This is a genomic window from Bartonella sp. AP88HLJMH (genome assembly GCF_042195605.1).
Taxonomy (GTDB): Bacteria; Pseudomonadota; Alphaproteobacteria; order Rhizobiales; family Rhizobiaceae; genus Bartonella.
This window is the reverse complement of the sequence record NZ_JBHIOR010000003.1, coordinates 75,439-91,850: the sequence shown is the minus strand read 5'-3', so window position 1 is coordinate 91,850 and position 16,412 is coordinate 75,439. Positions and strand designations below refer to the sequence as shown.

Annotated in this window: 12 protein-coding genes and 1 pseudogene; 3 read left to right on the top strand and 10 right to left on the bottom strand. The window is 39.3% G+C overall.

Annotated elements, in window-relative coordinates:
- Nucleotides 1–419: 419 nt before the first annotated feature.
- From ACFIMA_RS02390 to rpmE, 4 genes and pseudogenes are all read right to left on the bottom strand, one after another.
- Entirely contained in the window at nt 420–1,694 is a 1,275-nt protein-coding gene (locus ACFIMA_RS02390; RefSeq protein ID WP_375613195.1) for a hypothetical protein, read from the bottom strand.
- An 862-nt stretch (nt 1,695–2,556) separates the two neighbouring features.
- Nucleotides 2,557–2,803: pseudogene (locus tag ACFIMA_RS02385) on the bottom strand (ABC transporter); the annotation flags it as partial.
- Between the two features lie 84 nt (nt 2,804–2,887).
- Nucleotides 2,888–3,235 carry an ATP-binding cassette domain-containing protein gene (locus ACFIMA_RS02380; protein WP_375693098.1) on the bottom strand — a complete coding sequence of 116 codons (348 nt, stop codon included), beginning with the start codon at nt 3,233–3,235 and terminating at the stop codon, nt 2,888–2,890.
- A gap of 270 nt (nt 3,236–3,505) precedes the next feature.
- Complete coding sequence (gene rpmE, locus ACFIMA_RS02375; protein ID WP_005774581.1) at nt 3,506–3,727, bottom strand: 50S ribosomal protein L31; 222 nt, start codon at nt 3,725–3,727, stop codon at nt 3,506–3,508.
- 187 nt (nt 3,728–3,914) lie between these two features.
- Here rpmE and ACFIMA_RS02370 point away from each other — a divergent pair, with 187 nt between their 5' ends.
- A complete protein-coding gene (locus ACFIMA_RS02370) occupies nt 3,915–5,705 on the top strand; it encodes an ABC transporter transmembrane domain-containing protein (RefSeq protein ID WP_375693060.1) in 1,791 nt (596 codons plus the stop codon).
- A 1,187-nt stretch (nt 5,706–6,892) separates the two neighbouring features.
- Here the strand turns inward: ACFIMA_RS02370 and ACFIMA_RS02365 are convergent.
- From ACFIMA_RS02365 to tkt, 6 genes are all read right to left on the bottom strand, one after another.
- Nucleotides 6,893–7,099, bottom strand: a complete 207-nt coding sequence (locus ACFIMA_RS02365; protein WP_375693059.1) for a hypothetical protein — start codon at nt 7,097–7,099, stop codon at nt 6,893–6,895.
- A 573-nt stretch (nt 7,100–7,672) separates the two neighbouring features.
- Nucleotides 7,673–8,110 carry a hypothetical protein gene (locus ACFIMA_RS02360; protein ID WP_375613192.1) on the bottom strand — a complete coding sequence of 146 codons (438 nt, stop codon included), beginning with the start codon at nt 8,108–8,110 and terminating at the stop codon, nt 7,673–7,675.
- 661 nt (nt 8,111–8,771) lie between these two features.
- Nucleotides 8,772–9,803 carry a class I fructose-bisphosphate aldolase gene (locus ACFIMA_RS02355; RefSeq protein ID WP_375693058.1) on the bottom strand — a complete coding sequence of 344 codons (1,032 nt, stop codon included), beginning with the start codon at nt 9,801–9,803 and terminating at the stop codon, nt 8,772–8,774.
- A gap of 107 nt (nt 9,804–9,910) precedes the next feature.
- On the bottom strand, nt 9,911–11,104 hold the full coding sequence (locus ACFIMA_RS02350; protein ID WP_375632092.1) for a phosphoglycerate kinase: 1,194 nt from the start codon (nt 11,102–11,104) through the stop codon (nt 9,911–9,913).
- Between the two features lie 513 nt (nt 11,105–11,617).
- The gene (gene gap / locus ACFIMA_RS02345) at nt 11,618–12,625 is read right to left on the bottom strand and encodes a type I glyceraldehyde-3-phosphate dehydrogenase (RefSeq protein ID WP_375621005.1); all 1,008 of its coding nucleotides are present in this window, start codon (nt 12,623–12,625) and stop codon (nt 11,618–11,620) included.
- A 203-nt stretch (nt 12,626–12,828) separates the two neighbouring features.
- Complete coding sequence (gene tkt / locus ACFIMA_RS02340; protein ID WP_375652457.1) at nt 12,829–14,835, bottom strand: transketolase; 2,007 nt, start codon at nt 14,833–14,835, stop codon at nt 12,829–12,831.
- Nucleotides 14,836–15,169: 334 nt separating this feature from the next.
- Between tkt and ACFIMA_RS02335 the strand changes: the two genes are divergently transcribed.
- The gene (locus ACFIMA_RS02335; protein WP_005774573.1) at nt 15,170–15,445 is read left to right on the top strand and encodes a DUF4164 domain-containing protein; all 276 of its coding nucleotides are present in this window, start codon (nt 15,170–15,172) and stop codon (nt 15,443–15,445) included.
- A 12-nt stretch (nt 15,446–15,457) separates the two neighbouring features.
- Complete coding sequence (locus ACFIMA_RS02330) at nt 15,458–15,847, top strand: cell division protein ZapA (RefSeq protein WP_375613188.1); 390 nt, start codon at nt 15,458–15,460, stop codon at nt 15,845–15,847.
- Nucleotides 15,848–16,412 lie beyond the last annotated feature (565 nt).

Sequence of the window (16,412 nt, the reverse complement as noted above, 5' to 3'; positions counted from 1 at the left end):
GATAGGAAATAACTGATTAGATAGTGACAAAAAACATCACCACGAACAAAAAATGTACTTGCTATACCCCCCACAAAAGCAATCCCCAATAGCTTACCTTATTGACGTTTCTGTTATTCAAATTCCCCTGCAAACAAGCTGCAAAAGGCAATAAACACAAATCCCATCATAACCAAACGCCCCAAAAAGCAATTATCGAACCTGAGGCAAAAGCCTCTCCTACTTCTCTTGAGAGATCATTCTTACACTGCGCGCAAAAATATTGACTCTAGAAGAGCCCACTCTCTCCTTTTTGGTAAGAGCTGCTCTACATTACTCTCACTGCTTATCAATATGTTTCACCACCGCGTGTGATAACAGAGGTTTCAGTAAATTCACCGATTCATACAATTGTTATCAGCTTCTCCTTCTTTTCAGCATTATTCTAAAGTATGTATCAAATAGGCATGGGATTTATAAAAATGCACATTTTTGTTCTCGAGAATTGCTTCTTGAAATTCGCTCACGAACTGTTCTTGATCTTTTTTGATAGCCTCTTCCAGTGCATTTACCTTTTCATCACCGAAAATGATTTTTAATTTTTCTTTTGAATTTCCTATTTTGACAAGCATTTTCCAAAAGATCCATTGATTATCACATTTCTTACTTGACCACTTCATCCATTCTATGACTCCTAATTTATAGGCTTTTTCATATGTTGGAGTCTCTTTAGAAATACGCAACCCCTTTTTCTTTTCTTTATCTTTCTCTCTACAAACATCAATGTCATTTCTAACCGTAGAGTAACGACAATCCTTATCAAAGGCAATATATCCTTCTTTTACCGTATCAATAAGCTGCTTATAGTAAATAAAAGTTTTTCTTGCCGCTTTATAAGCACTGGAAATATCATACAATAATGCTAGAAGCTCTCTTTTACGAATGCATAGTAATTTAGCATCTCTAGGCAGACTAAGATACCAACAAGACAGTATCTCTTCTAGCGTTTCATATTCTGTATATTTAGGTATATCTTCATAATAAATTTCCAAAGACTTTAACTCTTCATAGTATCCTGAAGCCTTGTCTTGTAGTTGCTGTTCATATTCAGCCATAATCATATCATCAACCATATATAAACACCAATGAAGCGACAACATTGTATGTTTATATCGTTTTTTTTTCGTAAGAGGATCTACAAACTTTTGCAAAGTGATCCTATTCTTTCTCATCAATCGCACTGCTTTTAGATAAGTTTCCTTAAAAGTGATTATGAACGCATTTATTTTTTTGATATGTTCATCAGTCAGTTCTTTTGTCAGCGCCTTTTCATACAAAAACCACGCTTCTCCATATCCTTGCATACAAATATCTTTTACCATCAAAGGCCATTGTCCGCTCGATTCAGAAGATAGCCAATGTTCAGGATTTTTTATCTCCAGTAAATCTCTTTCCCAATGCTTTGCTTCTTCATCCCATTGTTTAATCCATTTTGGCGATATTTTTTGAGTTTTTTTAACAAGCCTTTGTTCCCATTGTGCAATAATATTTTGGTATATCGCGCACTCTCGATCTTTTAGCTGCAGTAATTTTTCAAACTGTTCAAGTTGTTCATTTAATTGCTTTTTCTGATAATTTGCTAACCAAAGACTATAGATTATGCTCCCTATTATAACTATTCCTACTATAACTATGAAAGTATCGTGATCACTCATTCTTGCTTTCTTCTATCCTCACCAACATTTAACGCAGCTCTTTTATCGACTTCTCGATATTGCATCATTATGTGTATATCTGATTTGAAAATCACTACATATTCTATTTTAATAAAAACAATACACAAAATATAGATGTTTTTATTGGTGAAATAAAACAATTTGTATTTAATAATGCTGTTTTAATGATTTATGTACTTTAAAGAAAAGCCTTATAAGCCCTCAAAATGCATGATCCATGAAATATTGATTTTCAAAGTAATAAAAACCTTAACTCAACCAAACAACAAAACAAACTGCGTGCTTTGTTCGCACTGTTTTATAACATCAATAAAAAGCGCCTCTCTGCCTATTTAGCAGTTCTTCTTTAAGTAGCCCAGCACCATCATACTCTTATGCCAGCGCCCCCCGTTGTGATAGCCCCTAAAACTTGAGACACTTCATGAAGAGGACTTATTCTTTCTAAAGTGTTTACTTCACGCGAGCTCTCTCTGCTTGCAACATACAAGAGAAATGGTTTTGACTAATGCAACATAACCAAATTTGAAACGATAAATTCCATGTAAAATCTCTCATGAAAAACAATGAGTTATCATTATAAATCAACGTGACAGTGCTGTTATGAAGAGAACTCCTTGCTCATCTTAATAGTCCATAGCGATTTAACTGGATATCGTTTTACATTCTATACACAGAAGTGTCTTTATAAAAATGTCAGGCAGAAAAAAGAACAGCCCGTTAAAAAAGAAAAACACCTCAATGCTTGCCTTTCTTTTTTCCATGAGAGTTTCAAATTGATAAGCCTGTCTGAAAAGAATACTGTTTATGCCCTTAAAAATACTGCTCTTGTATCAAGAATCACTTACTCAGATGAAAATTGCAGTTGAGCCAAATGCGCATAAACATTATTTTTTATAATGAGTTGTGTGTTCCTTCTTCCACAAGGGCGCCTTTATCCATCACAAGAATGCGATCTGCTTTTAAAATTGTTGCCAAACGATGTGCAATGACCAAGATTTAGGATTTTGCATCAATCCTTCTAAGGTATCTTGCACCAACTTTTCACTGTTTGCATCTAAAGCAAATCTTGCTTCATCAAGTGGCAACATTTTGATTTATAATAATAATTCATTGTTTTATATGTTGAATGAGAATCCCGAATACCGTAGGATTCTCTCATTTCAAACCATGTTTCATGGTGAACCAATCAAAACCATGCCTTTTGCACGTACCAAGCGGAGAGAGCCCGCGTGAATAAAAAAACTATTAAGAAAGGACTTAAAATGCCTATAATAAATTATCTCAAGTGCCAAGGGCTGTAGCAACATCCACGAGTTGGCAAATATAATGATGGTGCCGGCTTGCAACAAGAGGGCTGCATTTCTTAAAATCGCCAGTGCAATACCAATGCGTTGTTTTTGCCCCCCAGAAAGCATAGTACCACGTTCTTCTACTTGCGTATCCAAGCCATCTGGTAAAGCTTGAATAAATTCAAATGCATTGGCAGCTTTAGAAGCGGAAAATACTTCCTCTCCATGGATATGTTCAGTTCCAAAAAAAGAAGAAAAGTTTGCAATTATTTTATTTCAAGTCTTTATACTCTAGGGAAGAAAGGATTTATGCGTATATTTCAAAATGATTTTTGAATTTAAAAAACGCAACCACAATGATTTATAAGTGTTTAAGACCCATCTGTTTATGTCGGATGCGTTTTTGAATTAATATTTAAAGTGCACTCTTTGATAGGATAAAAAATCCATCCATTTGCAATCGATTTGTTTAAAACCTTTGTACCCCATAAAAGGAGGCTTTTACATGCCAATATTACCAAAACGATTTTTGAATTTAGAAAGACGACCACCACGATCTACGAGTGTTTGGGAGCCACCTGTCCATGCCGGATGCGTTCTTGGATCAATATCTAGATTAAGAGTATCGCCTTCTTTTCCCCAAGTAGAGCGCGTCGTATATTGGGTTCCATCCGTCATAACAACGGTAATTTTATGATAATTGGGGTGAATATTCGCTTTCATGCGTCGAACCTTTTGCGTTTATAGAATGAAATAGCACTTATTTGTTTTTTTAAGTGCACTTCCTTTGTCTTTTTGATACATTGATTTAAAGTATTTATTTCTATAACTGAGCACGCATCAAAAAACAAGTGTTCAAGATACATCATTGTATCAAGTGTTACAAATCCAATACAGTGAGCAAAATTTTATGACATTACGTTCTCGTTCAGAAAAATCGACAAAGTCTTCCCCTAAGAAATCTTCATTCTCTTCGCTTGCAATTTTTTTTCCCTATATTTTGCGCTATCGTTGGTTGTTTATCTTTGCTTTTCTAGCGTTATCTGTTGCTGCTCTTGTCACATTAGCTTTGCCTGTGGCTATCCGCCAAATGTTTGATCATGGGTTTTCTACTTCAAGCCATGGACATATCAATTTTTACTTTGGAATTTTGTTTATCTTAGCCTTGTTTCTCGCATTTGCTTCAGCAGCCCGTTATTACTGTGTTATCACCTTAGGAGAACGGATTGTTGCCGATTTACGGCGTGATGTGTTTGTCCATATTATGAAACTTTCTCCTGCTTTTTTTGATCGATCACATTCAGGAGAGATTGTTTCAAGGCTTCTAACAGATACCACACAAATAAAATTAGCTGTGGGCTCTACCGCCTCTACCGCATTGCGTCAGCTGATTATCGTGATCGGAGCCGTCGTGATGATGGTGATCACCAATGCTAAATTGTCTTTGTTGGTTTTAGCTGCTATTCCTGTTGTGGCCATTCCCTTGGTAGTCTTTGGACGTAAAGTTCGCTCTCGTACCCGCGCGGCGCAAGATCGTCTCGCAGATGCCAATGCTGTTGCTACAGAGCAGGTAAGTGCTATTCGCACTGTGCAAGCTTTTACCGCTGAAAAACTCGTTACAATACGTTTTTCACAATTGATAGAACGTGCTTTTCAAACAGCACGTGCTTCTGTAATCTTGCGCTCCTTTTTTACGGGGTTTGCAATTTTTTTGGTTTTTAGCAGTGTGGTTGCTGTTTTATGGATTGGATCGCGTGATGTTTTGAATGGAACGATGACAGGAGGGACATTAGGGCAATTTGTCCTTTATGCGGTTTTTGGAGCTTCTACTTTTGCGCAATTATCGGAACTGGGAGCAGAATTAATCCAAGCAGCAGGCGCTGCTGAACGGCTTGCCGAATTGTTACAAGAACAACCTACTATTGTAGCTCCTAAAAATGCTTTATCATTAGAGCAACCTGTTCGAGGTGAACTTGTTTTTGATCAGGTTGATTTTACCTATCCTTCTAGACCACAAGAGAAGGTTTTACGCTCGCTTTCATTTTCTGTAAAAGCAGGCGAAACGGTTGCTTTTGTTGGAGCTTCCGGAGCAGGAAAAAGCAGCATTTTTTCTTTGATCCTTCGTTTTTATGATCCGACAAATGGAACAATTCGGTTGGATGGCATAGAAATTAATCGCCTTTCTTTACAAGATTTACGCAGTGCAATTTCCTATGTTCCACAAGATGTTGCTATTTTTGATGGAACATTGCGTGATAATATTATTTTTGGAACTGAAAATACCCATGAAGAAGAAATCCTTGCTGCTGCTAAAGCGGCTAATGCACTTGAATTTATTCAAGCTTTACCAGATGGCTTGGATACGCAAGTAGGAGAACGCGGTACCATGCTTTCTGGGGGGCAAAAACAACGCATTGGTATTGCGCGGGCAATTTTAAGAAATGCACCCCTGTTGCTGCTTGATGAAGCAACATCTGCTTTAGATGCAAACAGTGAAAAGTTGGTGCAAGACGCCTTAGAAGGGTTGATGCAAAACCGCACAACCTTGGTCATTGCACATCGTTTGGCAACAATTTTAAAAGCAGATCGCATTCTTGTTATGGATAAAGGCGCCCTTGTGGAAGAAGGAACCCATGCCGAACTTGTGGCAAAAAATGGCGTTTATGCTTACCTCGCAAAATTGCAATTTTCACCCGAATAAGTAATCTTGATACAAGAGCAATATCTTTAAGGGCATAAACAGCACTTTTTTCAGACAGGCTTATCAATTTAAATCTCTCATGGAAAAAAGAAAAGCAAGCATTGAGATGTTTTTCTTTTTTAACGGGCTGTTCTTTTTTCTGCGCAAGATGGAGTATTTTTATAAAGACACTTCTGTGTACAGAATATAAAATAACACCCAGTTAAATCTCTATGGGCTATTAAGATGTGCAAGGAGTTCTCTTCATAACAGCAATATCACGTTGATTTATAAGGATAATTCATTGTTTTTCATGAAAGATCATGAATACCATAGGATTTTCTCATGTCAAACCCTCATAGTGAGTCAAACAAAATCTCTTGGCTTGCTCATCACAAGCAGAGTTGGCGTGTGAAGTGAAACGGTACAAGAAAGGAATAAAATACCTCTCTTGCCCCTTTACGTTCTAAGGGCTGTCAAAACATTGGGGCGCTGACAAAAGAGTATACGCTGGCAAAGAGTATAATGGTGCTCGCTTGCGAAACCCTTATGCGGCTCACTTGATAGGCTCTAGGGACACAAGCACTACCCTAAAGACTGACCACACTCTTTAAAAAAACTGAATATGAAAATTTTTTCATGCCCTCTCTCACCGCTCTAAACAATAGTGTTTACCGAAAATCATGACAAATTGTAATTCACAAATACGCTTCTCTATTGCAAGAATATCCTTTTATTCTCTTTCAAAAACACGAACACTTTTTGAATATTGTTTGCAGATTCATATTATTGAAAAAGAGCAAAGACTTTTTTAGCACTTTTGGGCTTCTTATAACTTTGTGAGAGCACATGAGCAACAGCTTTTATAATAAACCGGCTTTTGGCAAAATTGTAAAATTTTATCAAATTTATTGTTTGTAAATATCACCACGACCACTGTTCTGCTCTTGCAGACATCGCAACCTCAAAACACCGTTCTCTTTGCTCATAAATTGTCTCTCCAGCTCTCTCTTTCAGGCATAGCCCATAAAAATAAGGATAGAGTACTTCGATTGAACACCATCTTCTCACCCCCTCCAAGCCCCATATATTTTACAGCTCTCAACTTTATAGCACCCCCTATCATGCTTTAAGAAGGCACATTAACGATGATAAGAACATATACAAAGAAGATATATCTTTAGGGTATTTATGTTTAAAAGCTTGCACTAAATCATAATTTTTTTGTATAGCGAGCCAAGCATATGCAGAACTGACACCCTAACCATTTCAAACCATTCAACTGTTTCAGGAACAGATAAGCCAAGTTCTACGATTATATCTTCAACCACGAATTCACCGAAGTACGGAGGATTTTCATCATTTTTTAGCGCTCCCTCTTCAGTGATCCTCTCGATAATTAACCCATTCAGCATCTATACCAGAAAAGCGAAATATTACATGCTAATTTTCCTTTACATTCATTAGCCAAGCCCCCTCAAAATGACCTTTTAATAAATAGAGCTAAAAGGATAAATCTTCAAAACCATTTGGTGAGATAGCTATATCAAGAGCACCTAAAATACGCCTTAGTTTCTAAGATAGGCAACTTCCCCCCTTTATCGTATCAGTCTTGTAGAACTTTAAACCCTTTATCTTCAAATCAAAAAATCATAATTGGATTATATTGCATAAAGATGCTTTTTCTCATTTTTCCATTTAACACACGATAAGTTACCATTTAGGCACGATGAGAAGCTTGCCCCTTATATCATGATTTCAGAACCGCATGAGAAAAACAAAATAAGCCGTTTGGGTATCTTAAGGTCAAGGATGCCGTTAGGCGCACCGCCCTTGTAAAGGGTTGCCTTGAGGCTTAAGGACCCAAGGCTTGTTAGTCCATTCATTAAACGCGGGTTTGATGTTATGATTTTGGAGAGCGATTATTAAGAATTTGAGAGGCAGACAGCCTCTCATTTTTATTTGTATGCAAACGAATTGCACTCTATTTATTCAGGGAGAATAAGAACATACCCAGGAGGTGCTAAACGGAACAAGAGAGCGTCGTAACCCCACATAGCATACATGCAGCAAATAGAAAAAACGCCTTCACCAATTGCTAAGATTAATGTGAGCGATATACCGGCTTCATCTGCTGTTGCTTCGCGGCGTTGTAAGTAGTATCCGACAAAAAAGAAAAAGCACGCTAATCCACTCGCACCCGAAAAGAAGCTTAGTATGGCATGAACCGGTCCACGTATGTTGAACAGGATAAGAAAAATTGTGAAAGTAAATACTGTAAAGATCCCTTCGAATACCCCACGCACCATATTGCACAATTTTCGCATCATAATTGCAGAAAAGCTCTGTTCTGCGTATCGATTTTTTCTTTTGATGCTTGTATTCTTAGAAGATATACTGTTATTCTTAGAAGATATACCGTCCACAATTCCCCCCGTTTTAAGCCAAGATGCTATGAAGTTAATCACTTTTAATTATATCATCAAAAAATACAAGAAAAATTTATCCATTTTAATGAAAAAATAGGTGTTTTATTGAGGTGCAAATCTATTTTCTTTCGCAAGAGTTATTCAATTCGCTCGTTAATAGAAAGTCTACCCCCATTGAAGAGGAAGATGTCCTGATGCTCAAAAACTTCATAAGCTGTATATCAAAATCCACTCATACATCAAAACTCTCTAATCTACCCACTTAATCCACCTTTGAAACTGCAATTAAATGAATTCTGCTGATGACAAGTAATGATAACATGAAAAAGAAAAAATATCGCAATATCAAACTCTTCAATACAGTATGAGCTTTATGATTTTTACGCAAAAAGTAAGTACCACCCATGAACGACACCATACTAAAGTGCTGTGCATTCACAAATTTCCTAGCATTGTCTCCCCTTCTCGAAATTGCACCTCTCCCGCAATCTTATCTCTCGATAGCACCCATTAAAGACTTTTAAAAGGTCCAAGGAAAAAACTCTCTGAGAAAGCTTTTAAGCCTAAAATGCCCCCGCCATTCTTATCATGATGAGGGCATCTAAAATCACGCAGAAATATGGAAAATCTCTCCGCATTTAAGAACAGGGCTTGTGCTTCAATCGCACACTTTTTCTTGTTCTTTTGTCCATTGTCCCAAAGCCGCAAGATGGTTCATCCGAGCCCGATGACGAAAGGCCTTCTGTGCAACAGCAATATTTTCATCTTTTCCCGCCCATGCTTTTAAGGCAGCTGCTTGCAGTGCTCGTCCATAGGAAAAGGTCAATTTCCAAGGCAATACGCCCAAAGAATTCATAGCAGATAAATGCGCCGTTGCTTCCTGATCAGACTGCCCTCCAGAAAGAAAAGCAATTCCTGGAACAGCAGCAGGAACAGTTTGTTTAAGCACTTGGACGGTCTTTTCAGCAACTTCTTCAACAGAAGCCTTGCGAGCATCCTTTCCATCAATCACCATATTGGGCTTTAAAATCATCCCCTCCAAAAGAACACGAGCTTCAAACAATTCTTTAAAGACAGCCTGCAAAACAGTGCGTGTCATCTCAAAGCAGCGTGTAATTGAATGCCCACACGATGATCCATCCATCAACACTTCCGGCTCAACAATGGGCACAATATTGAACTCCTGACATAAGGCAGCATAGCGTGCAAGAGCTTGTGCATTTTGTCTTATGGCGCCTCTTGTTGGCAAAGTGTATTCATCAATAGCAATTACCGCACGCCATTTAGCAAAACGTGCTCCCAAAGCATAATAATCTTTTAGCCGCTCACGAAGACCATCCAACCCTTCGGTAATTGTTTCTTGGGGAAAAGCAGCCAAGGGTTTTGCACCGGTATCAACTTTAATCCCTGGCAAAGCGCCTGAATCCCGAATAAGATCCGTCAACATTTTCCCAGTTGATGCTTTTTGCCGAATGGTTTCATCAAATAAAATAACCCCAGAGATGGCGTTTTCCATCGCTTCTTTTGTACTAAAAAGCATTTCACGATAAGCACGGCGCTTATCTTCATTGGATTCAACACCAATGCTTTCAAAACGCTTTCCAATGGTCGCCGTACTTTCATCTGCCGCCAAAATACCTTTACCCGCATGCACCAAAGCAAGTGCAATATCTTCAAGCCGTTCATTCATAAAAAATTCCTCTTATTTTGTCTTAATTTCTAAAAATGCGCAACACTATCAAAACACTCTACACGACCGTATAGTTTTTCTTTAACCTTCCCCTTCAAAGAAGCCCTTTAAGCCTGCATAAGGGCAAGAATACCAGGAAGAACCTTACCTTCCATCCATTCCAAAAAAGCTCCTCCAGCAGTCGAAAGATAAGTAAAATCATTGGCAACACCGGCATGATTAAGGGCAAAAACCGTATCGCCCCCTCCCGCAATTGAAACCAACTTTCCCGTCAAACTACGTTCTGCTGCATGGCGTGCAACGGCAATGGTTCCCTTATCAAAGGGAGGCATCTCAAAAACACCAAGGGGTCCATTCCACACAAGAGTAGCAGCTTCATCTATCGCAGCATTGATATGCGCAATAGAGCGCGTCCCAATATCCAATATCATGCCATCTTGTGGAATATCTTCAATGTCATAAAGACGATGCGGTGCATCTTTTTCAAAACGAAATCCCACAACAGCATCCTGAGGGAGCAGAAGCGTACAGTGACACTCTCGCGCTTTTTTAATAATTTTTTTTATCGTTTCCATCAATGCATGTTCACACAGTGATTTCCCTACATGGATACCTTGCGCAGCTAAAAAACTGTTAGCCATCCCCCCACCAATAATTAAGGAGTCAACTTTTTCCACCAAATGATTGAGCACAAAAAGCTTACTAGAAACCTTTGCTCCTCCCACAAGGGCAACCACAGGACGTGCTGGATTGCCAAGTCCTTTTTCTAATGCCTGCAATTCACCTTGCAAAGAGCGTCCTGCATAAGAAGGCAACAAATGCGTTATTCCCTCCACCGAAGCATGGGCACGATGAGAAACTGAAAAAGCATCATTAACATAGAGATCTCCATTATGAGCCAAAGCTTCTGCAAAAGAACAATCATTCTTTTCTTCACCAGCATAAAAACGAACATTTTCAAGCAGTAAAACACCACCATTTTGTAATGACTCAACTGCAACCTGCACCGCCGAACCGATACAGTCAGGAGCAAAAGCAACCGGCTGATTAATGATCTTTTCCAGCACTTGCACAACAGGACGGAGTGAAAACTCTTGCTCTACCTTTCCTTTGGGGCGACCACAATGAGAAAGCAGAATAAGTTTAGCACCACGCTTTTGTAGCTCAACGAGTGTCTCTTTATGTCGCACAAGACGCGTCTCATCGCATACCTTACCTTGCGCCATAGGAACATTAAAATCTACGCGCACCAGAACACGTTTACCCAAAACATCAACATCATCAAGTGTACGAAACCCCATCACTGCTTCCTCTTCACTTTCCATTGTTTCAAATAAAAACGCATCCAACAACCCTGCCCACTTTTCTTTCCACTTATCCCCCCCTCTTTGCTTTTACAAGAGATCCACGACAGCCCATCTCTCACCCTCTGTTTGAAAAGCCAAAGCTTTTATCGTCAAATGTACAAAAGCCCACCATTGCTCTTAATCTTCATATTCCATTGTGGCAAACAAATGCATTGGCTCAACTTGATCTCTATTAAAGCTTCCTTTTACTTCTAGGAAAAAGAGTTTACATCTCCTGTTTTCTAACGTTTTCTCAAAGGGTATCTCGTTCAGATCTTACTTTTTAAAGTTTACTCTTTCATTCATCTTTTAAAAGCACGTATTGACACAGTATTAAAACAAAACACATCATCAATGTTTCAATAGCCTCTTCTCTCTAGCGCATGAGAACAACAGCCTCTAACTGTTTTTCTCAAAATTGCACAAAAATGAGACTTTTCCTTATAAAAAGAGGACCCTGAGGTCCTCTTATATTGTCTGAGCAAAAGCTACAGCAGTATCACTCATACGGTTAGAAAAGCCCCATTCATTATCATACCAAACCAGAACGCGACAGAGCTTACCATCAATCACTTTGGTTTGATCATTGTGGAAAATAGCTGAATGAGGATTATGATTAAAATCACAACTCACAAGTTTCTCTTCTGTCGTGTCCAAAACGCCCTTCAAAGAACCTTGAGCAGCAGTAGCAATAGCTGTATTAATCTCTTCGATTGTTGTGGAACGCTTAGCGATAAATGTCAAATCAACGACAGAAACATTAGGGGTTGGAACACGAATCGATACACCATCAAGCAATCCCTTTAATTCTGGCAAGACCAATCCCACAGCTTTTGCCGCTCCTGTTGAGGTAGGAATCATAGAAAGAGCTGCCGCACGTGCACGATAAAGGTCCCGATGCATTGTATCCAACACAGGTTGATCACCCGTATAAGAATGGATTGTTGTCATAAAGCCCTTTTCAATGCCGACCGTGTTATGCAAAACTTGTGCAACAGGCGCCAAACAATTGGTTGTACAAGAAGCATTTGAAACAACGCGATGCTCGCTGCTTAAAGATTGATGATTAACCCCATAGACGACCGTAAGATCTGCTCCTTCAGAAGGCGCAGAAATAAGAACACGCTTTGCCCCCGCATCTAAATGAGCACTTGCTTTATCACGCGCAGTAAAAATACCCGTACATTCCAAAGCAATATCGATATCCAAATCTTTCCAAGGCAATTGAGCAGGATCACGCTCTGCGCATACCTTTATTAAACCACCCCCTACATCAATAGCATCCCCTACCACCTTAACGATCCCAGGGAAACGCCCATGAACTGAATCATAGCGTAATAAATGGGCATTTGTTTCCACCGATCCCAAATCATTAATTGCAACCACTTCAATATCTTGTCGTCCACTTTCCACAAGCGCACGTAAAATATTGCGACCAATACGACCAAACCCATTAATTGCAACACGAACTGTCATTTCACATGTTTCCTCATCAATTTTTAAAAGCACAACATTTAAAACACAATAAATGGGTATTTCACCAATCCAAAATCATTAATTCCTATAACGTCAATATCTTGATCACTCACTCACTTATCCACAGTAATGCACAAGATCATCCACAACACTGTACAAAATAGATGCCTACGACCAAACCCACTCATGACAACACAAAGCTGTCATTTTGTACTTTGCTCTTTGATCTTTTCCAGCTCTTTTTCAACGGTGGCAACGACATTTTCCCAAGTAATATTAAAATGCGCATAAAGGGCATCAATCGTTCCACTTGCTCCAAAGCCATCCATGCCAATAAAGATACCATCACAGCCAATAAAACGGTCCCATCCTTGCCGAACAGCGGCCTCAATGGCAACTTTAATCGGCGCCTCTCCAATAAGAGCACGCTGATAGGAGAGAGATTGTTGAGAAAAAAGTTCAAAACAAGGCACAGAAACCACACGCGTTGGGATGCCTTTTTCTTCTAACACCGCATGTGCCTCCACTGCAATTTGCAATTCTGAACCAGAAGCAAACAGCGTCACTTGTGCATCATCGCTAGCTGTTAGGAATTCATAAGCACCAAGCATACAGAGATTTTCTTCTTCATACTCTTGACGCAAAAGCGGTAGATTTTGTCGACTTAAAGCCAAGGTAGAAGGCGTCCCGCATGCTTTCAAAGCCAATTGCCAACACTCGACTGTCTCCATAGCATCTGCAGGACGGAACACAAAATGATTAGGCATTGCACGCAGGCAAGCCAAATGCTCTACGGGTTGATGGGTCGGACCATCCTCACCAAGACCAATAGAATCATGAGTCATGACATAAATCACCCGCAACCCCATGAGAGAAGACAAACGCATAGCAGGACGCATATAGTCAGAAAAGCATAAAAAGGTTCCCCCATAAGGAATAAAGCCGCCATAAAGGGCAAGACCATTCATCACAGCTCCCATTGCATGTTCGCGAATTCCATAATGCAGATAGCGCCCTGAAAAATCTTCAGCAGAGATACTTTTCATCTGGCTGCTTTTTGTATTATTAGATCCGGTTAGATCAGCCGAACCACCAATAGTTTCACTAACGACTTCATTGATCACTTCAAGAGCCATTTCCGAAGCTTTACGCGTAGCAACAACGGGGCGCTCTTCAACCAATTTCTGTTTATAAGTATCAATAGCGCCATCAAATCCGCCCACGAGATCGCCCCGCATCAATCTTTCAAACTCCACACGCTCTGAGACAGGAAGATCAGCAAATTTTTCTTCCCATTTTTGGCGTTTTTTAGCAGCATTGAGACTAGCCAAGCGCCAATTATCGAGAATATCGGCTGGAATAACGAAAGGCTCAGCATCCCACCCTAAAGCGATACGGGTTTCAGCGATTTCTCGTGCGCCCAAAGGGGCTCCATGAACTTTATTGGTACCCGCTTTATTGGGTGCTCCAAAGCCAATTGTTGTTTTACAAGCGATCAAAGTTGGTTTATCGGAATTTTGTGCCGCCTCAATAGCCCGCGCAATTGCTGCTTGATCATGCCCATTGACTTTATGTGTCTCCCAACCAGATGCCTTAAAACGCGCAATCTGATCTGTACTGTCAGCAAGGGAAATCTCTCCATCGATAGAAATATTATTATCGTCCCACAACACAATAAGCTTATTGAGTTTCAAATGACCGGCAAGGGAAAGTGCTTCTTGAGATATCCCTTCCATAAGGCATCCATCGCCTACCAACGCATAAGTGTAATGGTTGATAAGATCACCAAAACGGGCATTTTGCAAACGCTCTCCAAGAGCCATCCCCACGGCATTAGCCAATCCTTGTCCGAGAGGACCAGTCGTTGTTTCGATTCCTGCCACATGCCCATATTCTGGATGCCCAGCAAGCTTTGCTCCTAATTGGCGAAAATTTTTGAGATCTTCAATGCCAATATCTTCATAACCAGAAAGATACAAGAGAGCATAAAGCAACATAGACCCATGTCCTGCTGATAACACAAAACGATCACGGTTAGGCCAGCGAGGTTTTTTGGGGTCATGAGCAAGGAATCTTGTATAAAGAACCGTAGCAATATCGGCTGCTCCCATTGGCAAGCCCGGATGACCAGAATTTGCTTTTTCAATCGCATCAATAGCAAGAAAACGGATAGCATTGGCCATCTGATTCTGTTGGTGGGTGTTTGTCATGAATAATCGACCATTTCGTTAAATACGTTATTCTGTTGCTTTTTCCGTATTCTCTTAAAATTCTCAAGAAATACTATTTTCTAACCATTAGCGTGAGACTTTTTGCCACCACTTCAATAATATTAATAACATTCCCCTCACGCGTTCTGTATATCCATGTCATTTATGCCAATACGCGCAAAAAATCCAGCTTTTAATTTATATCTATCCCCTGCTTTGCTTGCTAAAATATCCTACATACTTAAAAATAAAATGCACACAACACAAGAGTGAAAGTGATTCGTTTTTGCATAACACATTGATAAAGGATACAATTACCCAAAGGATAAAAGCAATGAACCAAGAGACTACAGTTCTACAAGATGCTTTAGAGCACCTAGAAAAGGCACTTAGAACTTTAGAGATCACCATAATAAACCGCAATGCCGTTATTGATAAAAATAACGAATGGGAAGAAGAAATCCAACGAATGAATGCTGACCGCAGCCATCTTGCCCAAGCGCTTGACAAAGCTGAAGCCCAAATTGAACGCTTAGAGTCCGTAAACAAAGAAGTTTCCAAACGTCTTATTAAAGCAATGGAAACAATTCGTGTTGTCATTGATAGATAAAGGTTTGAATGTATGGAAACTGTTTCCGTTACCATTGATGGTAAAGTTTATCGCATGGCTTGTGACAAAGGACAAGAACGTCGTCTTATTGCGCTTGCTGCTCAATTAGATCAATATATCACACATTTAAAGAACAATTTTGGTGAAATTGGCGACCATCGTTTATCGGTTATGGCTGGCATAATGATTATCGATGAAATGGAAGAAATAAAACGAGAAAATAAAAAATTACAAGAAGACTACAATACTCTTTTACGACTCCACAACGAAAGAGACCGTACCATGGGGAAAATTATGCGTGACACCACACAACGCATTGAAAATCTCACCAACCAATTGCTCAAAGATGATCAAAACCGCACAAACCTTCAAGAACAAGAACAGGAACAGGAAGATTTCTAAAAAGTACATCAGCGCGTAATAAACCAGAGATTTGACTTGTCCGCCACATCTCACAGGATAAAAATTCTTAAACCCACACCAGTGTGTAAACAGTCTGGTTTTTTATAGGAAGGATTCCAGCTACTCACGACTTATGGGATTAACTTAAACCTCAACAAGAAAGCCCTACCCTGAATATTTCACCTCCGCACAAACGCTTCCTATATCAAGGAGACTGCCTTATATCACCACATTTCAAATGAGATGTCTTTTAACCGCGCAATAAGATAACAAAATCAACATCATTGTAAAAAAATCATATAAATGACAACAGCAACAAACAAATAAAGCACCCTTCGAAAAAAAGAGCTATATTCATGTTCCCTATGAATGCATGCCCAAAAATCCTTGCCCCTTAGATAATATCAAGCAGATTCAATATATATTAAAAAATAACCTTATCTATTATACCGTAAAACACCGCTATTTGATACTATAAGCACCATGGAGTCTTTGCACCTGAGATGTCCATCCGATGAAACCCACCGAAAAGAACCGTATCATTTATAAACCAGCGTGAATTAAG